This is a genomic window from Pseudoalteromonas sp. A22 (assembly GCF_018141345.1).
Lineage (GTDB): Bacteria > Pseudomonadota > Gammaproteobacteria > Enterobacterales > Alteromonadaceae > Pseudoalteromonas > Pseudoalteromonas maricaloris.
The window spans coordinates 1,132,652-1,157,861 of the sequence record NZ_CP047237.1 but is presented as its reverse complement, the minus strand read 5'-3'; the positions used below and the strand labels follow the sequence as shown (position 1 = coordinate 1,157,861).

Genomic DNA, 25,210 nt, shown 5'->3' with positions numbered 1-25,210 from the left:
AAATTTGGATGCCGACTTTTACGGGCGAAGAAGCCCAAAACTACGACTCTAGGATCACAAAACTGGTGCCAGGTTATGCGTTAATTCACCAACTTACCGGGGCGCAACTTTTAGCACTTTACCCAGATAGCGCAACCATTTTGGTTGTGGGTGCAGGGACAGGCAAAGAAATTGTAGAGCTTGCTCAGCTAAACCCAAGTTGGCGGTTTATAGCGCAAGATGTATCTGCTGATATGTTGGCGATTGCAGATCAGCATTTTACTAAGTTGGGCCTACAGGAGCGTGTGCAGATCCATCATGGCGCGATTTCACCACAGGCCTACCAAGCGGATGCAGTACTGTGCTTGCTGGTGATGCACTTTGTAAAAGATAACGGCGATAAAGCAAGCTTGTTTAAACAAATGAGTGAGCAGCTAAAGTCGAATGGACGCCTTTTTATTGCCGACTTAGAAAAACCTGTGACAAGCTTTGAACGTGAAGCGCAATTAATCGTTTGCAAACAACTTGGGCTGACAGATGTTGGCGAGCAGCGTATGAGGGTGAATTTAGAACATGAGTTTTACCCCGTGGATAAAATGCGCCTTGCAGAGCTGCTAGACATCGCAGGGTTTGGCATTGCCAAACCTTTCTTTAAAGCCCTTGGCTTTGCGGGCTTTGTGGTAGATAAGCAGTAGCTTTTTTATCTAAATAACCTGAGCTTCGGATAAATCAGCCAGACCATATTCGGGTGTGGCCTTTCCTTTCTTACTTTTTCAACGTAGCTTGTATTAAGTTAGTAAAATAGTGATCTATACCAAGTCAATTGCTGCACCACCACTGGCGTCACCGCGCTTTATCTAACCTCAGGTCATTTACTTCTAAAAGGTTAGTAAAACTTTGATCTCAATGACGAAGATACAGGAAGTAGATCAGTATTTTACTTAGTAAAAATTTGATCTCTTCACAACTTGGCATGCAGTTTAGTCGCCGCCTAATATCTAACCTTGTCTTATTATTCCCACTAACTTATTGATTTTTATATCACTAAGTTGGCGATAATCCAAAAATGGCGAAATGATAAGGCGCAAGTTATAGTCAATGGCGAACTCATCATCTAGCCAAATTAGATTGTTAGTAAAAACCTGATCTCTGAGCAATGATTTCGCGTAGGTGCGTCCTGCAATAATATGCCAATCGTATGTTTTTGCTGAAAAATCAGGCGTTGAGAAGAGCAGGGCTTCTTGACTTGAAGCTTGAAGTAATGCGCTATCACGATATGACTGCCAAGTTGAATAGTTAGTAATATCGTGATCTGGCAGTCTTGCAGCAAATAAAAACTTGGCAAAAACATTGAAGATTTTCCGCCAACCATTGCCACAATGCGCATTAATATGTTCGATCTCCCCACTCGCTAACGCACTGACTTGTATTAAATTATTATAAGGTTCTATGCGTGGTGGATGTTCAATATAAAACGCAACTTTACCCGTTGCTACACCCAAACCATGAGTTAGTATTTTTTTGCTCTGTGCTGTATTAATCATACTTTGCTGCGATCTATTCATTTACACGTAAGTTTAAAATAAATAAGGTGAAATTGGCATGGTAAGGGTTTGAATTAAATTTTGCTTTTACTAGGGCCTGATTGGCATTTCTAATGCGTTATCGCCTGACTCACATAGAATAACTATGCTACACAGGCTCTTCCTTGTATAAATGGCAATCAAACTGCTGCAAAAACAAACTTTAAAGATCAACAGGCCCTAGGTAAAAATCGAACCTATCGTTAATCTTAGTGTTTGGTTACTACGTATGACATCAAGATGGAATATGGAGAACTTATATGAAAGTACCACAGTTATTTTTCACAGCGATTTTAGTGCTTGCAGTTTCAGCATGCACAGGGCTGCCTGAGGGCATTAAACCAGTTAAAGACTTTAATGTTGAGCGCTATACGGGCACTTGGTATGAAATCGCGCGATTAGATCATTCATTTGAAAGGGGAATGCAGAACGTCACGGCAACGTATAGCCAAAATCCTGATGGTTCAATTAAAGTCGTAAATAGGGGATATGTAACAGAGGAAGGAGAGTGGAAAGAAGCGGTTGGCAAAGCTAAGTTTGTTGCAAATGATGAAATAGCGCATTTGAAAGTGTCATTTTTTGGTCCATTTTATGGCAGTTATGTGGTATTCGAGTTAGATGAAGATTACCAGTATGCATTTGTTACCAGCTACAATCGTGATTACCTTTGGTTGCTTTCTAGAGCACCTAAAGTGCCCGATACCGTAATGAATCAGTTTAAAACCATGTCAGAACAATATGGTTTTAACACCAATGAACTTATCTATATGAGACACGAACCCGTTCAAAAAGAATAGTGTAAACCCCCTTTACACTAAAGTTCCTTTTGTGGGTACTTTAACTTACTAACAAAAGGGAGGCTGTATGTGAGTTGAGTCTAAGTGTCTTATTCCTGTAGGAAATGGTTAATAAATCATTCAGTCAACTGTAACAGGAACACTTCACACTGTTGCACGCTTTACAAAAAATAATACTTAGGAACTGGAGTAACTCATGAAGCGTGTAGCATATTCTCTTATTGCAGCGGCAGTTGCAATGGCACTTACAGCCTGTGATGGTGACGACGGAGCACAAGGTCCTGCGGGTCCTCAAGGTGAGCAGGGTACTGCTGGCCAAGATGGTGCAAACGGTACTAATGGCTCAAATGGTACAAACGGCACAAATGGACAAAATGGTACTGACGGCCAGGACGGTCAAAATGGACAAGACGGCCAAAATGGTCGTGATGGTAGTTACAGCGTACCTGGCCTTGTTCGCATCGCAACCGTCCCTGCTGGTGCTGAAGTAACTGGTCTATTTCTTTCTGAAGGGGGTGACTTGTTCTTCAATGTTCAGCACCCAAATGATACCAACACAGCTACTGATAAGTTCAATAGCAAGCCATTCAATACGGGTACTGTCGGTGTACTAACCGGTGTGAACTTTAATAATTTACCTGCAAATATCCCAAGCGCGCCAGTTCCTGCTTCGACCATGGAACAACAAACCGTGATTTCTGCAATTGGTCAATATCAAATTCTAGGCCAAACAGGTGATACATTCGCAAACCTTGGCACTAAGGGGTTAGCAGGTGGTTTGGGTGTACATTACAGCATCACAACTGGTGAAGAAATCATTAAAAATGATAACCCTGATTTCAATGGTTATATTCCAGTCGATGCAAATACAGGTTACCTATTCACAAACTGGGAAGCGTACCCAGGTGGTGTCAGTCGTTTGAAAATGAGTAAAGCGACAACGGGTAAATGGTCAATCGAAGAAGCCATGATGGTAGACTTTGACGGTGTTAAAGGCACTGCTGCTAACTGCTTTGGTTCAGTATCACCTTGGGGCACACCGCTGACTTCGGAAGAATGGATTGTCTGGTCTGAAGTTGATTCAACACAAGATCCACAGTGGAATAACCCTGCTGAAACAGGTAATGACACAATGGAAGCGTTAATGGCACCTGATTTCCCTAACCCTTATCGCTACGGTTACATTGCAGAAATCAAAAATCCTACAACCGAAACGCCTGATGTTGTAAAACACTTTACAATCGGTCGTTATGAGCATGAAAACTCAGTTGTAATGCCTGACCGTCGTACTGTCTATTCCTCACAAGATGATACCGGTGGCGTACTATTTAAATTTGTTGCAGATCAACCAGAAGACTTAAGTGCAGGTACCCTATACGCAGCAAAGCTAACTCAAGATGCAGGCCTTACCGATCCGGCTGTAACTGGCTTTGACATTAGCTGGGTTGAGCTTGGTAGCGGCAGTAATGCACAGATTGAAACTTGGGTGGCCGAATACGACGGCATCAATGAGACTGACTATGTTGAAGGTCAAACAAGCTATCTGTCTGTTGCTGATGTAAAAGCGTGGGCAGAAGGCGCTGCAACTTATCCAACTGTTGCAAACGGTGGCGGTAAAGTAACGGCAGGTAAAGCGATGGACAACCGTGCTATCTTCCTTGAGTCTCGTCAGGCTGCACGCCAAAAAGGCGCTACGGCTGAATGGCGTAAACTTGAAGGCTTAAGCATCAACCATAACCGCGTACTTGAGGCGGTAACTGGTCAAGATGTTGTTGCCGGTGAGGTGGTAGATAAAGCCTATATGTATATCGGTATCTCGGATATCGACAACACCATGATTGATGGCGAAGGTGACATGCAGCTTTCTGCGCGTGTTAAAGATTGTGGCGGTGTATACCGTGCTCATATCGATAACAACTATAACTTAACTCGCATTGAACCGGTTGTCATGGGGGCAACTTACCGCTCGTCACTAACTGGCGCTGAGCGTTGTGACGTCAATCAGCTTTCGCAGCCTGATAACGTAATCGTAATGGAAGATGGTCGCATCATCATTGGTGAAGATGGCTTCCAAGAAAACAACACGCTTTGGCTTTATGACCCTAAAGCAAAATAATTAAGCAAGTAGCAGCGCACTTCATGGTGCGCTGCTTTTTTTTAGCAAAATTTTGGAGTCATAAAAATGAAATACGTTAGCCTAACTCTAGTGGCATTGACGAGCGTAGCCTTGTTTGGTTGTAATGATGAACAGACTCAAGGGCTAACCAATACCGCACTTATGTCGGCGCAAACTACAACACCTTATAAGCAGGGTGATGATATTCCTGCGGCCGCATTTATGCAGCACAATGAAGTCTATAACCCTGAATCAGTGATCCCCCCTCAGTGTTACACCAAAACGGATGGCGTGAATAACCCTTGCTATGCCTGCCATCAATCATATGATGAAAAAAACCGACCAAACATGATGCGTGATGCCAATTTACAAGGCGCCTATGAGTTTTCCGATCTTGGATTTAAAAACCACTGGAAAAATTTGTTTAAAGATCGTTCTGAGCTTATCAAAGGTATCTCAGATCAAGATATTACTAACTGGGTCAACCAAGATAATTACAGCCCTTTCATCGAAAAACTAAAAAATAACCCTGACTGGAAAGGTGAGATTACCCCGCTTAACAACTTGGCATATCCGGAAAAAGCCTTCGATGAGCTTGGTATAGCAAAAGACGGCAGTGGCTGGGTGGCATTCAATTATAAGCCTTTTCCTAGTACTTTCTGGCCAACCAATGGCTCTACAGGAGATGTCATGATCCGCCTTGCTGACGTCTTCAGAGAAAAGGGCGAAACGTATAATCAGGACGTTTACCTTGCCAACTTAAGTCTGGTTGAAATGGCTGTAAAGGGGCTTGACGAAATATCAACGCCAGTGATTTCTGAATCGCGAGTTGGCGTAGATTTGAATGGTGATGGCAAACTCACACAAATCACCAGCATGCTGCGCAGTGAACGTTACCTTGGTGATGCCAATACTATCGAGCTTGCTCATCAGTTATACCCACAAGACACTGAGTTTTTACACACCGTTCGGTATATTGGGGTAGATGATAACGGCCAAGTATTTAATGCGCCAAGAATGAAAGAAGTGCGCTACATGAAGAAGCACAACTTTAAATCCAAACAATCACTCGGTGCTGCCTACTACAGAGAAGCGAAAGAAAAGTCATTCGAAAATTACCCACAAACGCTTTATTTGGGCGACCAAGGGATCAATAACAACTTTGGTTGGACGATTAACGGTTATATTGAAGACAAAAATGGTGCACTTCGTCCACAACATGAGCAAGAGCTTGCTTTTTGTAATGGTTGTCACAAAACCATTGGCTCAACCTATGACCAAACCTTCTCGTTTGCGCGTAAAGTCGAAGGCAAACTGGGTTGGGGTTATATCAATTTAAAAGAGATGCAAGATGTACCTAACAAAGGCGAAGAGCAGGGGGAGTTCTTGACCTATATGATGCGTGTTGGCGGCGGTGATGAGTTTAGGCAAAACCAAGAGATGCTAATGCGCTGGTTTAACGAAGATGGCACGGTAAACAGCAAAAAAGTGCAGTCTGCGAAAAACCTTTATGAATTGATCACACCATCAAAACCACGTGCGCTGGCACTGAATAAAGCCTACTTGACCATTGTCAAAGAGCAAAGTTACCTATTCGGTCGTGACGCCACTATAGTAAAAGCGCGTAATGTGCTTGAACAAGTCGATGATTCTCAACAGCCTCTAGAGCCAGAGCACCGATATGTATGGGATATGCAGCTGGATTGGAATAAAGGTGAGTAAAATGGTAGGAGCTCAATGAGCTCCTACCTTAGAGTTAACCTTTTTTAAAGGTTAACAGATGCTTTGGGGATCTCAGGACGAAGGTCCCTAGGAGTAAAATAAGTAAAAGCATATTCATGTTGCCAGAATCTTTCTCGGGTGGTGTTTTTGGCTGATTTTTCACACTGATTTCAACCATTTTAGTTTCTGAGTTCGCGAAACCATCAGACACAAAGTACTCAAAGTGGAAATTTTGTGGTGTACTTTCATTCGCTGTAAATTTTACAACCCCCGTTTGGCTATCAAGAATGAAATTTACAAGCTTATTTGGGTTACTCACAGTGTAAATAAGTAAGTCTGAGTCAGCATCGTTACCATCAAGTTTAATTGTTGTCAGCTCATTTCGTACAGCATCAAACGCCAAGTTCTCGGCTGTTGGTGTGCTGTTGGTGAGTTTAATCGATACAATGCCAGTTTCAGAGTCCACATAACCATCATTTACTTTGTATTGTATATGGACGTCACCGCAACAAGATGTGGGTGTAAATAGTAAAATCCCGGCTTCTCTATCAAGCGATGTGAGCCCTTCTATATTTTCTTTATCTAGCAAGGAATAGCTTAAAGATGTTGAGTCTTCGTCTTTTGCAGGTAATGTAATCTTTAAAGGCTTATTCCAGTGAGTAGCCACTTCAATATTGTTTACTTGTGGTTGGGCATTGTAGACTTCAATGTTGATGTCCCCTTTTGCGACTTCCCACTCTCCTTGCGTTGCACTATATTCTATGTATTCATGGCCAAGAGACTGTGGCTGATATAAAAAGCGCTGACTAGGTGCAGGATCTATTGAGCTTAGCTCCCCATGACGGGTGAAATTTGTGAAAGCGTAGGAGGTATTTTCATGTTTTTCTGGTAGCGTAATAGATAATTGCTCGCTAATATGAACTCTATAGTCGAGTGGCGGTATTACTTCCTGATTTGGCTGACCTTTTGCGATTTCAAACACTTGGGGAGCGGATCCAGATGTCACCAAAAACTTACTATCGTTCACTACCGAAGTATTAACATAGCCGTTATTGGCAACCCCATTGATTTCCCAATCAATTTGCTGAGAAAATGTATCAAGCTGGCCGAACTTTGTACTGCAAGAATAGATCAGTGAATGTGGGCCACTTTGGTGTAACCCGACCGGCACATCACCTTCACACACTTTGGTGATTGGAAGTGGAGTTTCGCTCGTATTGATCACAAGAATGGCACCATCTTTCGTTAAGGCATAAGTGCCAATTTCTTCATGGTATGCTGCAGATGCTATGTCGACATATGACCCGTCACCAATTTGCTGAAATTCTGAATTAAATTGGTAATACCATGTAGAATCCTGCACTTGAACATATAACCCATGCAATAGATGGCTCTCTATCGTTCTTGCGTAGACAAGCTTTTTAAGTGGTTCGAAATGAAACTCTAGAGGGAGAGTAGCACTATCTAGACTGTTTTCATTGGCTTCTTCTTGAGTGGTAACAATGAAGCGATGAGGATATTTGTCGAGTAACAAATACGTATAGAAGAGTTTATCTAGCTTTCCATCGTTGTTGAAGTCATCATAAAATTCAAACTTTTTGCTTGTGAGGTACTCAGCAAATTCAGAATCATACGTATACGTTGAGAGTGTATCGCTGTTTTGTAAGCTGATTTTGGTTCTCATGTTCTTGGTGTGAATTCCCCCGCTCATTGCACTTTCAAAAAGCGCTTTGGAGTGGCAAGATAATTGCGCTTGATCGTTGTTGACATCCTCAACCATATTCTGCTGAGAATGCATACAGCGAACATCATATTCTGGTAGCATGGCTTGCTGTGAAGCGACATGAGTATCAAAAATAATGTTTTGACTGTTAAATTCAGTAGTATAAATCAAATCTACTTTACCATCGAAAGTGATGTCTCCATAGTAGGTTATAAAACGATGGAAATATGCAAGGTCATGATCGAAGCGATAGCATTTTGCTGCGGGAGCATTTCTTTTTAAGTCTCTAACACAGTATCGGTATCGCTCAAACTGCCGTTCGAAGCCTCTTGTGTGCGATGACCAAGTTATCAACTTATCAGTTTCTGTTTGATTTATTGGATGGACTATTCGGTGTTCATCTGGCAGTCCGAAAATAGCTTCAACTCGTTGAGAAATACTATCAAAGATCTCAACTTGAGAATCAGCGTCATTTTGCATTAAGATTTCGTGAATACCGTCCTTATTTTCATCTAAAGTCTTTAAGAAGTTTTTGCCAGATAATACATCTGCATTGGCATTACCCACCACCGTTAACTGTTCCGCGATGAGCTCATAGATAGCTCCTGTGGACAGCAATATCTGTTTACGATTCTCAGCAGTAAAGCTACCTGCGAGCATGCTACCACCAACATCAGATAGTTTTCGAACTTCGGTATTACTGTCGATGGATACTGCGTATATTGAACTTGCTGTTGTAATCAACACCTCGCTTTGTTTCCACGGCGATTTTTGCAAAGAAACAATGGGAGATGTTGATATTTCAGTCGAATTAACAAGAGTTTTACTATTAGTATCAATAACTAATAATCGATTTTCTGCTGCCAAGACTAAAAACTGAGACGCAGTGTTATTTACAGTAATAAGTACATGTTTACTTGTAGCTGCACCAAGTAACATTCTTTGATTAACGATAAAACGATCATCTTTTTTGACTAAGAAAGTCACATAATTAGAATTGTCGATTGTGTCGACTAATACTATTTCATGCTCTCCATTTGGTTTTTTCTCTGCGTGTAAAACTTTTTCAAATTGTCCAATTTCAGAGAGGTTGAAATAAGACTGTGGTAATTCTTTTTGAGCTTGAGCAAATGAAGCGGTAAGAAGAAGTGCTAGAGCAAAACTATTACTTACTTTTAAATGTACACTCTGCATACATAATCCTTTTGTTTTATAAGAACTTTATATTTAAGGGGGTATCATGAGTTACTTACATTGTTTATTATCAGTAACTTAGTTTGGCTGTTTTTTATGAAAAACCTTTTGTCGAAAGAATATAGCACGAGTTATTGTTGGGTAGCAGTAAGTAGTTAATTCTGGTTCACCTAATTATATCTCTGTGTAAATCATGAAGAGTTGGGAGTGGTTGTTGATTGAAAAAGTTAGCTGTAATAGTCATTTTTATTAGCCTTTGCATTCTATTTTCTCTGAGCTTGTACGAAAATACTCATAAAATATCCGTAAGTAACGATATTAATGTCGTTGAAAAACCTTCCATAATAGAAGCTTATGCGAGCAAGAAAACTGTAAGTAATGAAGTCATAACCCAATCTTATCATTTAGATCGTGAGCGCCTGTTTCAAAATGCAAACAAAATAAGAATATGCAGAAGAGTGCCTAAAACGCAGAGTGAACTCGACACTTGGGCTGAACAAGCGCATGCTAATGATGAGTACTATGAAATCATAGATAGTATGCATAGAAAATTTAAAGTGTGCTTAGGCAGCGCAGATCGCGATGGCCCTTATGTTGACATGTTGATAGAAGCTGCTGAAAAGGGCTCAGATAAAGCGGTGTCTTTGCTTTGGCTACTAGGCGACGTTGAGCTGGTTGATGAGCTGAAGTTAAAAGATGTCCCAAGAGATGAACAAGTTTCGCGTCGACAAGCATTTATCACGACTAAGTATCGCTTAGCGCACAAGGTCGCACTTCAAGGTGGTGAGAATTCGATGCTAAAGCTTATCTCTGGCTTTCAACACTTAGATCCACAAACTGGTGGGCAGGATTATGTTAAGTCTCTCGCTTTTGCTTACTTTTTTGTAGAAGTGGTGAGTAACAGTGACGTATTTGGCAGAGTTGAGTGGACAATCAGAGATCTCGAGGGAAAAATGTCAGCAGAAGAAATTACTCAAGCCAACGAACTGACTCGTGACTTTTTAGCGCAGCATAGAGCGCTATAGACCTTGAAGGTAAGATAAAACTTAAGCTCGGAGCAGAGCTGAGTTACTCTTCTCGCTTTTTGGATCAGAATTTAACTAACCAATAGTATTCCTTTAGCGCTTAGATCAGGATTTTACTAAGCTAGTCCGAGAACAAGACTACCAGATCATATTTTTACTAACTGATTAAGCTAATTGGGCTCATTGGATCACGATTTTACTAACCTACCTTAGTTTGAGTTAGTAAATTTGCGGTGTATATCACCATTATTGCTGATATTTTATGCTAAATGATGTGGTTTCAAAGAGTTAACAAAGGAATGTTAGTAAAATTGTGATCTAAAAAAGGCGCCGTTAGTGGCGCCTTAGTTAAAATATGATCCAATACAGCGTACTGAGCAACATAGCGATAATGACTAGGTAAAATAGTGATCTGAAGTAACTAGGTTTGGTCGCAAAGATAGCGATAAGTAGTAATACTGCCAAGGTCATATAACCAATAAACTCTAAGCTACCGTAGGTTCCCTGAGTTTTAAGAGCAAGTGCCAAGCTGCCGCCGAGGCAGAGCCAGCCGGCAATGGTTAATTGACTTGTTACGTTACCTTTTGGGCGTGTACCAAAGACTTCTTTATAGTGATTGGGTTTTGCTACTGCAAAACCCATAAACGCTAGCAGGCAAAGTAAAAACGTTAGCCATTCCATTAGGCAGTTACCTCGCGTTTTGCTTGGCGACGTGGTGTCGCTGGCGCTGCTTTGGTACTGCCGAGCTTTTTAGCTTGAACTAAGAAACCAACAGCGATACCAATAGCCATTGCATCAAAACCAAATAATACCCACTGACCATTAATGAAATAGCTTAAAAGGTTGCCCTCTGTGGTTAGCATATTTACGACAGGCAGTAAGCCCCACACGATTGCATTCACTTTCGCAGAGAGCAGCCACGCGAGCCTATTCGATTTAAAGAGCGCGGCCAGAGTGAATACTCCCCAAGTAACAAAGAACGCCAGAACTTCTTTGTCTGCACGTCCCGCTAATTCCATTGGAAGCAAACGGTTTGCATAAAAGAACATCACCGTTGCGGCTGGTAGTCCCATAATGGTGCCTAAATTGAGCGACTCCACAAGCCTAAGGCCTACACCCGGCTTGTCATCACCTTTAAGCTTTTGGCGCAGTCTTTTGGCCCACATAACAGCACCCGTTGCAATCATGGCACATCCCGCTAATCCAGCAACAAAGTATAACCAACGCAAAAGCGGCTCTGCTAAACGTCCGGTGTGCAGTGCTATCATTCCGCCGTAGAGATTTTCAGCGCCAGACAGTGTCACATTGTGCGTTTTTAACAGCTCACCTGATACCGCGCTATACATCCAGCTTGGTGGGTCATCCTGAACAGTACGTTGAGCATTGGCATAAAGCTTAATCGTTGCGCTTGCATCCCCTGGCGATGAGATCACAATGCGGCGAAGCGGTGCGTCACCAGAGTTAGTAAAATAATGATCTAACGCTGTATTTAATGCGAGCTCCTTCAATGGTTGTCCTGTTTCAGGGATCGCAGCAAGAAAGGGGTAGCGTTCGGCTCGGAGCGTTTTTGTATCTTCAAAGCGCTGCTCAGCAGGTTGTGGCAGCAACATAAAAATAAGCGTCACTAAGCCGGTATAAGTGATCATAATATGAAACGGTAATGCCACCACGGAAGAGAGATTGTGGGCGTCTAGCCAACTTCTCAGTCCTTTCCCGTTTCTAAATTGGAATAGATCTTTGAAAATGCGTTTATGGATCACTACGCCAGAAATAAGCGCAATCAGCATAAACAGAGTCGCAAAACAGACAATCCAGCGCGCGGTGATTGCGTTCATGTAGTGCAAGTCAAAATGTAGGCGGTAGAAAAAGTTACCACCTTTGGTTTCTCTAAACTCAGGAAGTGCCTCCAGCGTTACTGGGTCAAGATACTCAGAGTGACGTTTTCCACGTCTTTCCCCTTCGGCTGGTTTTTCGGAGTACATCAATAGCAGGCTTGGGCGACGCTCCGTTGGCATTTCAATACGCCAAGACTCTGCGTTTGGTGCTATATCTTGAAACCGTTCGATACTCTTTTTGACTGTTTCATTTTGTTGAGCGCTATCGTAATGAGGTAGATGATGTGTCGCAGGTTGTGCCCACAGACTGATCTCATGTCTGAAAAAACTCGCTGTACCGGCAAAAAAGATTAAAAACAGCAACCAACAAACGAGTAAACCAACCCAAGTGTGTAGCCAAGTCATACTGCGGAAAAATGACTCTCTCACAGGGAGCCTCCAAAATGCGTCAGTGCGCCGTAGAGAATACAAAGTAGTCCGATCATGCCAAGAAATACTTTTCTAAAAGAGCGGCATCCAAACACCCAAATAAAAACGATGGCGTAAAAGACGATGCCGGTTGTTAATGCATATAAAAGCGCATCTAGGCGCGGAGTAGGTAAAGTTAAAGCCAACAAAGATGAAGCCAAAACGGTCACGTAATAGCCGCCGAAAATAGCGATGAAAAAGCGTGCTAGCACTTCAGCTCTGTACAAAATAGCCTTATTGTTTGTGTTATCCCGACTAGGCATAGCACCTCTTAAAAAGACAGAAAACGTAATAGAATATTATCCAATAATTTGCATCTAAATGATAGTGATTCGCACTTGTTTTAAGTTGAGTGGAGTCGTTTTAACGACTAAGCACTTTAAGTTTTGTTGGTTAAATGGGGTTTTGAATATGGCTATGCCATAATGACCCTTGGTGTCATTGGGTAAAATAAGTAAGGAAAGATGGATATTTTTGAACGTGTTAGGCAGTGCAAGCTGTGTGATAAAGCGCTTCCCATGGGCGCAAAACCTATCATCCAAGGCAGTTATAACGCTAAAGTCTTAATTATAGGCCAAGCGCCGGGTTTAAAAGCACATCAAACCTGCCAGCCGTTTAATGATCCAAGTGGAGATAGATTGCGAGACTGGCTGGGTGTAAGTCGAATACAGTTTTATAACCCTGAACTCTTTGCCATTATGCCAATGGCATTTTGTTACCCTGGTAAAGGGAAATCTGGAGATTTACCACCACCTAAAATCTGCGCGCCCACGTGGCATTCTCAGGTGCTAGCTGCACTCAGCCACGTATCGCTGACACTACTTATTGGGCAATATGCGCAAAAATGCTACTTAACGCAATATTCATCAGTAACTGAGATGGTAAAAAATGCTGACTTTTCCAGTCAAAGTCATTTGCCATTACCTCATCCTAGCCCCCGTAATCAGATCTGGTTAAAAAAGCACGACTGGTTTGAAAAAGACAGTGTACCGCAGTTAAAGACAAGAGTTTCAGCTGCGCTATCATCTTGATAACGTGATAATTAAGTTTTCAATTAATGCTTTAGGGTTAGGTTTAAAATCAAAGGCAATCTGATAGGTTTAAAACTAAGGAATAAAGGTCATATCAGCCAATATTTATCACCATTTAGTTGCGTAATTACGAGTATTACCTCATACTCCAGCCTGTTTACATAACAAACACTTTTTAACATTTTCAAAGGACTTGATAATGATATACAAAACTACCGGTTGGGCTGCTGTACTCCTTTCTCTCGTCGCATTTTATCCTAGTATGCAACCTGGTGCGTTTTCCGTTATAGGCTTCTACTTATGCCTGTTTTCCCTCATTATCGCAGCATTTGCGAGTCATATGGATAAACCGATTTATTTTCGCAGCGTGATCACACTGTCTCTTGTTAACATCTTGTTAGTGAATGATGGTACTCGTGCAAGCCTTTGGTTTGGCCAAAGCGACTGGGTCTATATCGGCTCTATGTACGGTATCTTTTTAGTCGTGGTGAGCATTTGTGGTTTTCTAGTGAGCCGAGACTTATTGATATCAACCTTAGAAGGTAAGGTTGAGTAAAAAATAAGTGCACAAGCAAAGCCTGTGCACTATATCAGCGGTAAAATACGCTTAACTCTTTGCGAGCGACTGGGCCACCGTTGTGGTCGGGCGACCAATCAACTGGCTGAGCGCATTACTCTGGGTTGCCAAATATCCTTGCTGTGCTTGTGCCTCGGCGTCAACCAATAACGCAGCAAACGTTGCTGGCACGCCAAGAGCAACCAAGTAGGCCAAGTATTCTTCTTCAGATACAAACTTTGCTTTTACTTCAACTTGAGTATGCTTTGACACCGCTTGTGCCAAACCTTCAATTGTAAATGCGTTATCGCCAGCCAGCTCATAGACTGAATTATCATGGCCAGAACTACTTAATACGGTTGCAGCAGCCAGTGCGTAGTCTGCACGAGCAGCGCTATTGATCTGAGCTTTCGGCGCGATTGAGGTAATGGCATTATTTGCTGTAAATACAGGTACTAAATCAGTGTAGTTCTCGTTATACCATCCATTTCTCAGCATGCTATAAGCCACGCCGCTTGCTCTCAAATACGCCTCTGTTTCTTTGTGCTCTTTAGCCAGCTTTAGTGGTGAATTATCCACATTCAAAATACTGGTATAGGCGATTAAGCGCACTTGGTTTTTCACTGCGGCGTCAATAACTGCTTTGTGTTGAGGTGTGCGGCTTCCGATCTGATTGCCTGAGATCAGCAGCAGCTTTTCAACGCCTGCAAGTGCTGCATCAAGTGTATGCGGTTTGTCATAATCAGCTTGCCTTACGGTGATCCCTAAATTGGTGAGTGCCTTTCCTTTATCGAGATCTCTGACAAGAGCCACGATGTGCTTGGCTGGGATCTTTTGTGCCAAAAACTCGATAACTAATTGACCTAATTTGCCTGTTGCGCCTGTGATTGCGATCATGATGTATACCTCTTTTTAAAATGAGAATGTATTGGATGTCGCTATTATGCGTGGTAATTTTTGTTATCATAAGTGAGTTAATTCGATATGGTGAGTTCTGAAATTGAGTACAATAGACTTAAATGCACTAAAACTCTTAGCGATATTTGCAACGGTTGTGGATGTGGGAAGCTTTGCTCAAGCTGCGCGAAAGCTGGCTACTAGCCGTTCTAGAGTGAGTGAACAAGTGTCCCAGTTAGAGGCCATGCTGGGTGTTCGACTACTGCAGCGTAGCACGAGGCAACTCAAGCTAACGCGAGAGGGGCGTGACATTTTGGCTCAAGCGCATTCATTGCACGCTATTTTGGATGATGTTGAGGTATTGCTCGATAACAAAGAGCCTCATGGTATGGTCTCAATAACCATGACACACGACACCGCACATAAGTTTCTGTTACCAAAACTTCCTGAACTCACGGCGCGATATCCGAAGATCCAATTAAATATCATCGTTGATGATGACAAGCGCGATATAATTAACGACCAAATAGATCTCGCCATCAGGGTTGGCTTTCCTAAAGATAGCGCACTGGTTGCAAGGCAATTACATCAAGAATGTTTTAAGCTCTATGCAAGCCCTAAACTGATAGCATTGCATGGTTTACCAAGCAAAGACACACTGCTAAATCAGTTACCTTGGTTACTGTTAGAGCAGGCTAAATCAACGGGGATGACACAGTTTTATCGTGGCGGTGAAGCCGTAAACTTTACACCAACTCAAGTACATTGGTGCAATTCCCCCATGCTGTTACAACAAATGACAGTGGCAGGATTAGGAGTTGCGCAGTTATTGCCTTCTACTGTGAAGCAAGAAGTTGAGCGTGGGGAGTTACAAATGATCTGTCCAGAGTTAAGTAGCGAGCAACTGGTGTTTTCTCTCATTTATCCATCACGTAAACAAATTCCACCTAGGACACGGGCGGTTATTGACTACCTATTGGAAGCGAATCTGTTTGGATAGCTTTAATTCTTTTTAATAGAATGATGTGTGATATTTTTACTAATTTAATTATTTTAAAGCGAACGTATACTTTCTTCCAACGGCTCATCACCGAGAGTCAATCCAATGTCGTCTATATTTATCGAGGAAAGTATCATGAACCTAATTAGCATCATTAAACCGAACAGTACAATGGCATCAGTATTATCTTTATTTGGCCGAGTAGGGCTATCAGCCATTTTTATACTGGCTGCGATTAATAAAATCCAATACTTCGAAGGTAATGCTGCATACATGGCTTCAAGTGGATTACCAAGCGAGCTGCTGCCATTGGTTATAGCCTTTGAATTGATAGGAGGGCTTTTCATTCTTGCGGGAGCATTTACTCAGCTGACAGCAATTGCATTTGCAGGATTTAGTATTGTCAGTGCGTTGCTGTTTCACTTTGATCTGGCCGACCAAATGCAGTTCTTAATGTTTTTTAAAAATATTGCAATGGCTGGTGGCTTTCTCGCACTTGCCGTGTCAGGTGCTGGTAAATTCAGTATCGACAGTAAGCTTTTAGAGAGTAAGTAATTACAAAATAAAAGCGCACAGGGTTGGGACCGTGCGCTTTTGGTAGTCCTGTTAAGCCTTTTTAAATTTAATTTGTGCGACAAAAAATAATGCTAGCGTTTGTGTAATTAGGACGGCCGCATGGAGGTAAACTGGAAAACCCAAGGTGGCATCAATGGTCGAAAGCGCCAACTGAGAAATATGGAAAGTTGGCAACAGCCAAGCAAACCATTGCATTGCTTCAGGAAATAGCGTGATAGGTAGCCACAGGCCAGAAAGCAATGAGAGTGGTAGGTAAACTAAATTAACCACTGCAGGTGCTGCTTTTGCTGACACTGACAGCCCAACTAACAGCCCTAACATACACAAAGGTAAGGTGCCGAGCAGGGCAATGGCAATCACGAGTAACCATTGAGCTAAACTTAAAGACACGCCAGAAAATAATGCCAGCAAGCTCATTAAGCAGGCTACGAGCAATGAAAAAGCCGTCGCACTCACACATTTTGCGAGCAGATACTGATAGGGAGAAACGGGAGAGAGCTGCTTGAGTATCAGCCAACCATTTTGCTTTTCAAGGGCGACGTTAACGCCAAAGGAAAATAGCGCAGGTCCTATCATGCCAAAAATCAAATAATTGATATACATATAGTTATGGGAGTCATGATGACTGAACACCACGCCGAAGAAAAGATAAAACAAGCAAGGAAATAGGGTGGCTGGGATCACAAAACCCTTACTTCTAAATGTGCTCAAAAGCTCAGTTTTGCTTTCTAGTATAAAGGATGCTGTGTTTATCATGGTTAAGCGCTCCTAGCATTCATTAGGGATAAATAAGCTTCTTCGAGGCTCATTGGGGCTACATATAAATTGCGGATAGAAAATTTCTCTAATAACTGCTGCAAAATATGGTTTGGCTCGTCCGTCAAGATAGTGAACTGATCGCCTTTAACATTCAGATCTATCATGGGAAGTGCGTTAACCAGTGCAGCAGCAGACAGGTCGCTGGTAAACTTGATTTGTGAGCGACGATAGGTGTTGGCAAGCTCTGGTATGTCGTTAAGTTTGGTACATTTTCCTTCTTTTAAAACTAATAATTCATCCGCTAATGCTTCTGCCTCGTGAAGATAGTGTGTGGTAAGGAGTACTGTTTTATTTTGTTGTTTTAACGTCCGTACGGCCTGCCACAGTTGCTGTCTTGACTCTACATCCATACCAACACTAGGTTCATCCAAAAAAACAATGTCGGGATTGCCTGCTAGTGCAATTGCCATAAACAGTCGTTGCTTTTGACCTCCAGATAACGTATCGAAAGTTTGTTCTAAAAATGGTGCTAATTGGCAGAGGGAAATTAACCTCTCCAATGGAATTGGGGTTTGATGGTAACTTGAAAATAACGCCAGAAACTCCTTCACCTTGGTTTGCAGAGGTAGTCCGCCTAACTGCATCATGGCACCCACGCGTTGGCAGCAAAAATCAGACTCAGGCTGATGGCCAAGAACGGAAACTCGTCCTGAAGTGGGTCTTAGTCTGCCAAGCATTATATTGATCAGAGTGGTTTTTCCTGCTCCATTTGGACCAAGAATGGAATATACCTTACCCTGTTCAAGCGTAAGGTTTAGGTCTGCTAATATTGGCTTAGTATTGTTGTATGCAAAACTGATATTTGATAACTCAATGGCATTGCTCACCGTCTTCGCTCCTACTGAACTGTACGATTTGCAGTATGCGCTGCTGTAAGATGAAGCGTGAGTGAGGGTTGTCAGAAAATAAAATGACAAATGTCAGAACTTAAAAAGAGAACTCACAGGCATTGCAACACCTGTGAGTATTCAGCATTACAGCCCTGTCATTTTTGATAAATGCGTAGAGAGGGCAAGTTGGATCTTAGTGTCAGGGGCCTTTACAGTAAACAAAGCCTCTTCAAAATCTCCTTTTGAAAAGCTATCGTGAATGTTATTCGACAGCGCATAAGGCTCACTTGGCATGCCGGTAAATGGGAAGATCATCCGATCCATGCCGCCATCACCATCTTCGTCATGGATCACGTGGATCGCATACTGGCCTGCAGGCACGCCTTCAAAAGTGACCGTCGTGGTAGGAGTTTGTGGTGTGACAATCAGCTTGCGAAAAAAGTGAGCGTCTGGATCATTCACATTTTTATCGCTGTGGTAGTCAGCGCTATTGTCAAATAACAGTACTAGCATTTGACCATCGGTATTGGTCACATCAGTGATCTCAACCGTAAGATTCGTTGGGGGACCTGCAACCGTATTTACGCTTACCGGACTTGTTGAACTACACGCCGCAAGTAGTGCCAGCGCAAACAATAAACTTAGGGACCTCATCCTTTGCTCCTATTAAGGGTTAAATTGTAGCTCCACAAGCTTGTCAGATAATTGTGTAAATACTGTTAAAAATTGTTAGATGCGAGCAATGTTAAAGACTGTTCTGACCAGTATGACCGCGCGCTGTAATAGATGGGAATAATCATTCGATGTAATAGAACGAAATAGCCAAATTTGACTAATTTTATTCTCGCGCAGGTTTGGTAGGCTAACTATTAAATAATTGCGCTGAACTTATTACCCCAAGTTCAGGTTAACCCGAGAGCTATTATGAAAATTATCCGAACGAACAAAGCACAGGCAACACAAGATGGTGCTGGCGTAAATATTAACCGCATCGCTGGATTTGACGGCAAGAGTTTAGATCCTTATCTCATGATTGATGAATTGAAATCAGATAATCGCAGTGACTTTATGGCTGGCTTCCCACCGCACCCACACCGAGGCATTGAAACCTTTACCTATATTCGTAAAGGCGGCTTTGAGCATAGAGATCAAATGGGTAATGTCAAAGCCATTCGCAGCGGTGATGTGCAGTGGATGAGTACCGGGCGTGGTGTGGTGCATTCAGAAATGCCGCTAAGTGACGCAGAGGGCATGCATGGCTTTCAAATTTGGTTAAATATGCCAGCAAAAGACAAAATGCGAGCGCCTAGATATCAAGATACAACTGAGCACCCTGCACCACAAAAAGCGATAGCAAAAGCAGGTTATTTCAAAGCACTGGCGGGCGCATGGCAAGTGGAGGGCGAAGTACTTACATCATCATTACAGTCTCTTGCAGGGGAGGGAGCACTTGCAGATGTGACCCTAACTGCGGGAAGTCAATTGCACCTTGAACTGGCTCAGTTCGGCAAGGTGATGATCTACATTCATTCGGGCAGATTTGAAAACTATGGGGAGCAAACGTTGCTTGAGCTTGACCCAAGTCAAAACCTCGCTCTCCTCGCGACGGATGATGTTGGCTTTTTGATCCTTGCAGGGCAGCCGATTAATGAAAAAATAGCGCATATGGGACCATTTGTGATGAATACCCAAGAGGAGCTTCATCAAGCGGTAAGAGATTATCAACAAGGACGCTTCGGCGATATTGTATAGGGGGTTTACATGGGATTATTAATTGCCGGTCAATGGCACGATAAGTGGTATGACACAAAAAGTAGCCAAGGCAAGTTTGAGCGTGAGTCTGCAAAACTAAGAAATTGGGTAACAAAAGACGGCAGTGCGGGGCCAACGGGTAAAGGGGGCTTTAAAGCAGAGTCCGGACGCTACCATTTGTATGTTTCCCTTGCGTGTCCTTGGGCTCATAGAACGCTCATTTTCCGACAGCTTAAACATTTAGAGGCGCATATTGATGTATCGATTGTAGACCCTGATATGTTAGACCAAGGTTGGTGCTTTACCAGTCAGCGTCCAGAAGTCGGTGATAGCCTGTATCAGCTCAGCTTTATGCATCAGCTGTATACGAAAAACGACCCAAATTATTCGGGTCGAGTCACGGTGCCAGTCCTTTGGGATAAACAAACGGAGCAAATCGTGAGCAACGAATCGAGTGAAATCATTCGTATGTTTAATCGTGCTTTTAACCAGATAACGGGAAACGACACTGATTATTACCCAGAGGCGCTACAGCATGAAATCGATGAAATAAACGACTTTGTTTATCACAACATCAACAATGGCGTATATAAGGCCGGGTTTGCGACAACCCAAGATGCTTATCACAATGCGGTAAGCGCGTTATTTAACGCGCTAGATAAGCTCGAAGCAAGACTCGCTGCGCAACGTTATCTTGTGAAAGGACAATTAACGGAAGCCGACTGGCGATTATTTACGACTCTCATCCGTTTCGACAGCGTGTACCATGGTCACTTCAAGTGCAATATTAAGCAAATCGAAAATTACCCCAATATTTCTGCCTATGTGCGTGACTTATATCAACATCAAGGTATTGCAGATACGGTTGATTTTTACCACATTAAAAGGCACTACTACTTTAGCCATACGATGATCAATCCAACCCAAGTAGTACCAGAAGGGCCAAGCATTGATTATCACCGTTTTCATAACCGTAAAGGCATCACGTTGTAAATAACCTCCGCGTGCAGGGTAAGTAATCTTTGTCTTTGTTTCTATTTGGACTAGATTTAATAATGCGTTTGCTTATAGCTGCTCCTTGTGCTTAAGTGCAAACGCATTTTAGGTCTTTATGCCTAACAGTCAGGCCACTGTCCAAGGAGAAAATGTGTCTTCTTCCAATATTGCTAAGGGCGCTATTGTACTGCTGCTCGCCGTGATGGTGAGTGCCATCTTATATTTTGAAAACAGTATCCATCGTGACCTGAACGAGGGCTTTTATCAGCGCTTGGAGCAGGTACATTCGGCACAAAACAATATTTACTTGGGAGAGATAGACGATAACCGCCGGTTTCTTTATTTTCTGCTAGATACCCCGCCAATTCAGGGTATCGCCAGAGCGGAAAAAAACGATGGTATCGACCCTCAAGAAAACACGCCGCTTGATGTTTGGCGGGCACGACTAAGTACGATTTTTAGGTCAATGTTATATTCGTATGATGGCCTTAACCAAATCCGCCTACTTGACGCCCATACAGGAGTTGAGATGGTTAGGGTTGAACGGCAGCTAGGGCAGGTTATCGCTGTACCTGATAGCAAACTACAGGATAAGAGCGAAAGTGATTACTTTATCCAAGCACTGCAATTGCCAGAACGCACTATCTATTCCACAACTATCAACTTAAATCGCGAGCACGGACAAGTCGTCACGCCTTTTCAACCAACCAAACGTTTTACTTTACCGACTTACGATATAGATAACGAATTATTTGGTATATTGGTAATTAATACCAATGCTGAAAAGATGATAGAGAGAATTGTCTCTCAAGTGCCTAGTATGCAAAAAGTGATGCTCTTAGGTGCAGATGACTCGTTTATTTATCATCCTGAATTTTCGCTACGATACAGCAAAGATATAAACCCCGAAATCAACTTTCAAACATTATATCGCGTGACGCCATGGTCCAATAAAATCCAACTGGTGGAAGAAAAGTCAACGGGAGACCAGTTTCTTGCGCTCATTAGCAAGGTTGAAGGGGCTAACTTTAACAACTTAGAAGTTAAGCTCGTTAATCTTATCCCTTTTGCTGTTTATCAGCAAAGCCTCAATGAAAAACGATTAACCACCTATGTTTTACTCGCGATTGCCTGCGGTGTATTCGCTCTAGTCTTTTTTGCATTTTGGCAATATACCCATAGTTTACGTGCGCTCGATTCAACGCGAGCAGAGTTTAAGGCGATTTTAGATGGTGCATCAGATGGTGTGCTTGGCTTTGATAACAGCTTAAAGCTCACCAGCTTTAATGAGTCGGCACAGCGTTTCTTTAAGCAGCTGAATAACAGTCGTTTAGGTAACAACCCACAGTTTTTGCCAGAGGCTGTGCATCAGTTTTTATTTCACTATGCCAATATGGTTTTACAGGGCGAAGTGGTGGAGTCTAAGTCATTACAACTAGACTTGAATGCTCATGAGAACATCTGGCTTTCACTTAGTTTATCTCCAATCTATGCAGGAAACGGGCGCATTCAGGGGGTCGCACTATTCGTTGAAGACATCACTGCGAAAAAAGAAGCGGAAGCACAGTTAGTTGGTGCAAATGAACGACTAGAGCAAGAGGTGAAGGAGCGCACCAAAGAGCTGGTGGACGCTCGGGATAAAGCAGCGAAAGCGTCAGAAGTGAAAAGTGCATTTATTTCCACTATCAGCCATGAAATGAGGACGCCTCTCAATGGTATTTTAGGATCACTAAACTTGGTGAGAAAAGAGCCCGTTACTAAGCACCAACATAAGTACCTAGAAATGATGGAAACGAGCTCGACTACGCTTTTGTCGTTAATTAACGATGTACTGGACTTGTCGAAGATAGAAGCGGGTAAGCTGGACATTGATAATGAGCCGTTCAACCCGCTCTCTGTCATTGAGCATGTCGCGCTATCTATGTCGGCGAAAGCCAAAGAACAGGGTATCACTTATATTTTGGACCAAACTGGTTTAGCGCATATTGAACTGTGCGGTGATGCGGCGCGCGTTAAACAAATAATTTATAACCTCCTCAGTAACGCAATTAAATTTACTAAAAAAGGTCATGTGAAATTGACCGTTACCACCGAACAGTTAGACGACACGGTATGGCTTAAAGTCACTGTGGAAGACACTGGAGTTGGAATTGAAAAAGCTAATCAAAACAAGCTATTTCAATCGTTTAGTCAAGAATCTGCTAATACCTCGAACGAGTTTGGAGGCACAGGCCTTGGACTCTCTATTTGTAAGCAGTTAGTCGAAAAGATGCTCGGCCATATTCACTTTGAGAGTGAAAAGTTTAAAGGCAGCAAGTTTTGGTTTGAATTACCCTTTTCTAGTGCGCAAACTAAGCCCATCAACGTGCCTGAAGTATTGGCCGATAAAACAGTCTCTGTGTTCAGCAAAACAAAACTGGAGTCAGACACTGTTGCTAAGCTTATCGCTCTATGTGCTGGTGAATACGTTGAGAAAGAGGCACAGAGTGATATATGCATCATTACCAATGAGCAAGATTATATTCAAGTGAAGTCAGCTCAAAATCATTTTGAGAAACTTATTTTAGTGGGGGATGAACTTCAGAATATTAACGATGCTGATAACATAGTGCATATTTCTTCACCTCTTCGGGTTGGAGAATTTGTCGCGCTATTTGACTTAAATAAGGCAATTCGATTACAGCCAAGCTTGAAGAAGTCAGGTGAGACAGTCGCGTTAAGTGGTAACTTGGTCGCGGGCTGCCACTTCTTGGTGGTAGACGATAATCAAATCAACCGGATTGTGGCAAAAGGCATTTTGGAAGGACAAGGAGCTAAGGTGAGTTTTGCTGTTGATGGTCAAGATGCTGTGAATAAACTGCTGTTATTTGAGCATCAAGAGGTTGATTTTGATGCTATCTTTATGGACTGTAATATGCCAGGAATGGATGGGTATCAGGCCACAAGAGCGATCCGTCAAGGTCAAGGTGGTGATAAGTATAAAGATGCGATCATTATTGCGATGACTGCCAGCGCCCTTGCGGGTGAAAAAGAACGTTGTCTCAATGCAGGAATGGATGAGTTTGTGACTAAACCTGTGGTCGTCGAACAGTTATTTGACGTGCTAGATGCGCTAGGTGTGCATGCTAAGGATGATGATTCTGTGCTTATTCACCCGTTTGAAAGTGTGGCAGAAGAGCAAATAAGCCTGCCGATAAACGAAGCTGACGTGCTCGAGCGCCTCTCTGGGGACGAAGAATTACTTAAAAAGGTGTACACCTTATTCTTGAACGACTCTGAAAATCAAATGCAACAGCTTAGATTGAGTATCAAAAATAGTAATTGCGATGCATCGGCAAAATACAGCCATGCACTTAAAGGTCAAGCTGGTGATTTAGCCGCAGAAGCACTCTTTGATCTGCTTGATAAAATAGAGACTTATGCGCGTGAACACCAAGCTGGGCAGTGTAAATCACACTTGGAACAAGCGCAAAGTGAATACGATAAAGTCGTCGTATTTGCGAAAAAACGCGTGAGTGAGCTAGAGTTCGTAGATATCAACAGTGGCTAAAGTGAGTGAGGCCTTGGTTGAATAATGGTGAGATTATTCACCATTATTAACTTCTAGGCCAGTCATAATCCATTTGGGTTGCGGTTTTTCTTGCAACAGATTGCCCAAAGCGTTTTTTCACCAGCTCTAAACTCATATCTATACCTGCAGAAATACCCGCTGAGCTAGTAAAATTCTGATCCATCATAAATCTTACATCCTCAACGACTTCTAAAGAGGGATATTGCTCTCTCAAATCGTCGATATCCTGCCAGTGGGTGGTGACTCGCTTGCCATCAATAAGGCCTGCTTCGGCATATAAAAACACACCTGTACAAACAGATGCGCACTGAGAGGTATGATTCGCTGTTTCTGCAAGCCAATTAAGTACGTTGTGATCTCCGCAAATTTGGTGATGAAGTCCGCCTACTACGATGAGCAAATCAAACTTTGGATGCGAGTAAATACTGTAATGGGGGTTTACACTCATGCCGCCACGTGAGGTAACAGGAACATGACTTGGTGCGACAAGGCTGACGTTAATCGGCGTTTCGATAAATCGCTTTGCGGTGTTGAATACCTCAAACGGGCCGCAAAAATCTAAACACTCCGCACCGTCATAGATAAAAATACCAACTTCCATTATTTCTTCCCACAGATCAGTTTTTTACTAACTTGGCTGATTTTAGTTAAATTTTCAAGGTAAATTGTAACAACCCATGAAAAAACTCTACTCACTGTCGTTTTAGTGTCTTTAAGCTACTATGAACTCTAGCTTTTCT

At 42.5% G+C, this 25,210-nt stretch carries 22 protein-coding genes; 12 read left to right on the top strand and 10 right to left on the bottom strand.

Annotation, left to right across the window (positions count from 1 at the left end; translation table 11 throughout):
• The first annotated feature begins 8 nt into the window (after positions 1–8).
• Positions 9–674, top strand: coding sequence for a class I SAM-dependent methyltransferase (locus GSF04_RS04685; RefSeq protein ID WP_211856876.1), 666 nt, complete (start codon positions 9–11; stop codon positions 672–674).
• Between the two features lie 303 nt (positions 675–977).
• Here the strand turns inward: GSF04_RS04685 and GSF04_RS04680 are convergent, their stop codons facing one another.
• On the bottom strand, positions 978–1,520 hold the full coding sequence (locus tag GSF04_RS04680; RefSeq protein WP_211857510.1) for a hypothetical protein: 543 nt from the start codon (positions 1,518–1,520) through the stop codon (positions 978–980).
• A 302-nt stretch (positions 1,521–1,822) separates the two neighbouring features.
• Here GSF04_RS04680 and GSF04_RS04675 point away from each other — a divergent pair, with 302 nt between their 5' ends.
• The 3 genes from GSF04_RS04675 (at position 1,823) to GSF04_RS04665 (ending at position 6,197) form a co-directional block, all read left to right on the top strand.
• Entirely contained in the window at positions 1,823–2,359 is a 537-nt protein-coding gene (locus GSF04_RS04675) for a lipocalin family protein (protein WP_211856874.1), read from the top strand.
• A 196-nt stretch (positions 2,360–2,555) separates the two neighbouring features.
• The gene (locus tag GSF04_RS04670) at positions 2,556–4,475 is read left to right on the top strand and encodes an alkaline phosphatase PhoX (RefSeq protein ID WP_211856872.1); all 1,920 of its coding nucleotides are present in this window, start codon (positions 2,556–2,558) and stop codon (positions 4,473–4,475) included.
• A 66-nt stretch (positions 4,476–4,541) separates the two neighbouring features.
• Positions 4,542–6,197: a hypothetical protein gene (locus tag GSF04_RS04665; protein ID WP_211856871.1), complete on the top strand. Its 1,656-nt coding sequence runs from the start codon at positions 4,542–4,544 to the stop codon at positions 6,195–6,197.
• A gap of 34 nt (positions 6,198–6,231) precedes the next feature.
• Here GSF04_RS04665 and GSF04_RS04660 read toward each other — a convergent pair whose 3' ends face one another.
• A complete protein-coding gene (locus GSF04_RS04660; RefSeq protein ID WP_211856870.1) occupies positions 6,232–9,114 on the bottom strand; it encodes a hypothetical protein in 2,883 nt (960 codons plus the stop codon).
• Positions 9,115–9,572: 458 nt separating this feature from the next.
• Between GSF04_RS04660 and GSF04_RS04655 the strand changes: the two genes are divergently transcribed.
• Complete coding sequence (locus tag GSF04_RS04655) at positions 9,573–10,139, top strand: hypothetical protein (protein WP_211856869.1); 567 nt, start codon at positions 9,573–9,575, stop codon at positions 10,137–10,139.
• 348 nt (positions 10,140–10,487) lie between these two features.
• Here GSF04_RS04655 and GSF04_RS04650 read toward each other — a convergent pair whose 3' ends face one another.
• The 3 genes from GSF04_RS04650 to GSF04_RS04640 are packed head-to-tail and all read right to left on the bottom strand — an operon-like array spanning position 10,488 to position 12,705.
• Entirely contained in the window at positions 10,488–10,820 is a 333-nt protein-coding gene (locus tag GSF04_RS04650) for a DUF3325 domain-containing protein (RefSeq protein WP_193522037.1), read from the bottom strand.
• The gene (locus GSF04_RS04645) at positions 10,820–12,403 is read right to left on the bottom strand and encodes a PepSY-associated TM helix domain-containing protein (RefSeq protein WP_211856868.1); all 1,584 of its coding nucleotides are present in this window, start codon (positions 12,401–12,403) and stop codon (positions 10,820–10,822) included. Before GSF04_RS04645 ends, GSF04_RS04650 begins: the two co-directional genes overlap by 1 nt.
• Complete coding sequence (locus tag GSF04_RS04640; RefSeq protein ID WP_010376045.1) at positions 12,400–12,705, bottom strand: hypothetical protein; 306 nt, start codon at positions 12,703–12,705, stop codon at positions 12,400–12,402. The genes GSF04_RS04645 and GSF04_RS04640 overlap by 4 nt, the downstream gene beginning before the upstream one ends.
• 201 nt (positions 12,706–12,906) lie before the next feature.
• Between GSF04_RS04640 and GSF04_RS04635 the strand changes: the two genes are divergently transcribed.
• Together GSF04_RS04635 and GSF04_RS04630 are read left to right on the top strand one after the other, a co-directional pair.
• On the top strand, positions 12,907–13,473 hold the full coding sequence (locus GSF04_RS04635) for a uracil-DNA glycosylase family protein (protein ID WP_211856867.1): 567 nt from the start codon (positions 12,907–12,909) through the stop codon (positions 13,471–13,473).
• A 199-nt stretch (positions 13,474–13,672) separates the two neighbouring features.
• Positions 13,673–14,029 carry a hypothetical protein gene (locus GSF04_RS04630; protein ID WP_010605604.1) on the top strand — a complete coding sequence of 119 codons (357 nt, stop codon included), beginning with the start codon at positions 13,673–13,675 and terminating at the stop codon, positions 14,027–14,029.
• Between the two features lie 51 nt (positions 14,030–14,080).
• On the opposite strand, the gene GSF04_RS04625 is transcribed toward GSF04_RS04630, so the two are convergent.
• Positions 14,081–14,926, bottom strand: coding sequence for an SDR family oxidoreductase (locus GSF04_RS04625; protein WP_211856866.1), 846 nt, complete (start codon positions 14,924–14,926; stop codon positions 14,081–14,083).
• 103 nt (positions 14,927–15,029) lie between these two features.
• Between GSF04_RS04625 and GSF04_RS04620 the strand changes: the two genes are divergently transcribed.
• Together GSF04_RS04620 and GSF04_RS04615 are read left to right on the top strand one after the other, a co-directional pair.
• Positions 15,030–15,926 (top strand): LysR family transcriptional regulator, encoded by an 897-nt coding sequence (locus GSF04_RS04620; RefSeq protein ID WP_211856865.1) that lies wholly within the window; start codon positions 15,030–15,032, stop codon positions 15,924–15,926.
• Positions 15,927–16,061: 135 nt separating this feature from the next.
• Positions 16,062–16,481 (top strand): DoxX family protein, encoded by a 420-nt coding sequence (locus GSF04_RS04615; protein WP_211856863.1) that lies wholly within the window; start codon positions 16,062–16,064, stop codon positions 16,479–16,481.
• A 51-nt stretch (positions 16,482–16,532) separates the two neighbouring features.
• Here GSF04_RS04615 and GSF04_RS04610 read toward each other — a convergent pair whose 3' ends face one another.
• From GSF04_RS04610 to GSF04_RS04600, 3 genes are all read right to left on the bottom strand, one after another.
• Positions 16,533–17,258 carry an ABC transporter permease gene (locus GSF04_RS04610; protein WP_039495447.1) on the bottom strand — a complete coding sequence of 242 codons (726 nt, stop codon included), beginning with the start codon at positions 17,256–17,258 and terminating at the stop codon, positions 16,533–16,535.
• A gap of 2 nt (positions 17,259–17,260) precedes the next feature.
• Positions 17,261–18,148 (bottom strand): ABC transporter ATP-binding protein, encoded by an 888-nt coding sequence (locus GSF04_RS04605; protein WP_211856861.1) that lies wholly within the window; start codon positions 18,146–18,148, stop codon positions 17,261–17,263.
• 147 nt (positions 18,149–18,295) lie between these two features.
• The gene (locus GSF04_RS04600; RefSeq protein ID WP_010376030.1) at positions 18,296–18,805 is read right to left on the bottom strand and encodes a DUF2141 domain-containing protein; all 510 of its coding nucleotides are present in this window, start codon (positions 18,803–18,805) and stop codon (positions 18,296–18,298) included.
• Positions 18,806–19,075: 270 nt separating this feature from the next.
• On the opposite strand from GSF04_RS04600, the gene GSF04_RS04595 reads away from it, so the two are divergent.
• From GSF04_RS04595 to GSF04_RS04585, 3 genes are all read left to right on the top strand, one after another.
• On the top strand, positions 19,076–19,903 hold the full coding sequence (locus GSF04_RS04595; protein WP_211856859.1) for a pirin family protein: 828 nt from the start codon (positions 19,076–19,078) through the stop codon (positions 19,901–19,903).
• 9 nt (positions 19,904–19,912) lie between these two features.
• The gene (locus GSF04_RS04590; protein ID WP_211856857.1) at positions 19,913–20,896 is read left to right on the top strand and encodes a glutathione S-transferase family protein; all 984 of its coding nucleotides are present in this window, start codon (positions 19,913–19,915) and stop codon (positions 20,894–20,896) included.
• A 154-nt stretch (positions 20,897–21,050) separates the two neighbouring features.
• Positions 21,051–24,449: an ATP-binding protein gene (locus GSF04_RS04585; RefSeq protein ID WP_211856855.1), complete on the top strand. Its 3,399-nt coding sequence runs from the start codon at positions 21,051–21,053 to the stop codon at positions 24,447–24,449.
• A 46-nt stretch (positions 24,450–24,495) separates the two neighbouring features.
• Here the strand turns inward: GSF04_RS04585 and GSF04_RS04580 are convergent, their stop codons facing one another.
• Positions 24,496–25,071: a DJ-1/PfpI family protein gene (locus GSF04_RS04580; protein ID WP_017216953.1), complete on the bottom strand. Its 576-nt coding sequence runs from the start codon at positions 25,069–25,071 to the stop codon at positions 24,496–24,498.
• Positions 25,072–25,210 lie beyond the last annotated feature (139 nt).

Excerpts from the sequence above, each read along its gene's own strand:
- GSF04_RS04685 (WP_211856876.1), top strand. The coding sequence starts at position 9 with ATGCCGACTTTTACGGGCGAAGAAGCCCAAAACTACGACTCTAGGATC.
- GSF04_RS04675 (WP_211856874.1), top strand. The coding sequence starts at position 1,823 with ATGAAAGTACCACAGTTATTTTTCACAGCGATTTTAGTGCTTGCAGTT.
- GSF04_RS04670 (WP_211856872.1), top strand. The coding sequence starts at position 2,556 with ATGAAGCGTGTAGCATATTCTCTTATTGCAGCGGCAGTTGCAATGGCA.
- GSF04_RS04665 (WP_211856871.1), top strand. The coding sequence starts at position 4,542 with ATGAAATACGTTAGCCTAACTCTAGTGGCATTGACGAGCGTAGCCTTG.
- GSF04_RS04660 (WP_211856870.1), bottom strand. The coding sequence starts at position 9,114 with ATGCAGAGTGTACATTTAAAAGTAAGTAATAGTTTTGCTCTAGCACTT.
- GSF04_RS04650 (WP_193522037.1), bottom strand. The coding sequence starts at position 10,820 with ATGGAATGGCTAACGTTTTTACTTTGCCTGCTAGCGTTTATGGGTTTT.
- GSF04_RS04640 (WP_010376045.1), bottom strand. The coding sequence starts at position 12,705 with ATGCCTAGTCGGGATAACACAAACAATAAGGCTATTTTGTACAGAGCT.
- GSF04_RS04635 (WP_211856867.1), top strand. The coding sequence starts at position 12,907 with ATGGATATTTTTGAACGTGTTAGGCAGTGCAAGCTGTGTGATAAAGCG.
- GSF04_RS04630 (WP_010605604.1), top strand. The coding sequence starts at position 13,673 with ATGATATACAAAACTACCGGTTGGGCTGCTGTACTCCTTTCTCTCGTC.
- GSF04_RS04625 (WP_211856866.1), bottom strand. The coding sequence starts at position 14,926 with ATGATCGCAATCACAGGCGCAACAGGCAAATTAGGTCAATTAGTTATC.
- GSF04_RS04615 (WP_211856863.1), top strand. The coding sequence starts at position 16,062 with ATGAACCTAATTAGCATCATTAAACCGAACAGTACAATGGCATCAGTA.
- GSF04_RS04610 (WP_039495447.1), bottom strand. The coding sequence starts at position 17,258 with ATGATAAACACAGCATCCTTTATACTAGAAAGCAAAACTGAGCTTTTG.
- GSF04_RS04600 (WP_010376030.1), bottom strand. The coding sequence starts at position 18,805 with ATGAGGTCCCTAAGTTTATTGTTTGCGCTGGCACTACTTGCGGCGTGT.
- GSF04_RS04595 (WP_211856859.1), top strand. The coding sequence starts at position 19,076 with ATGAAAATTATCCGAACGAACAAAGCACAGGCAACACAAGATGGTGCT.
- GSF04_RS04590 (WP_211856857.1), top strand. The coding sequence starts at position 19,913 with ATGGGATTATTAATTGCCGGTCAATGGCACGATAAGTGGTATGACACA.
- GSF04_RS04580 (WP_017216953.1), bottom strand. The coding sequence starts at position 25,071 with ATGGAAGTTGGTATTTTTATCTATGACGGTGCGGAGTGTTTAGATTTT.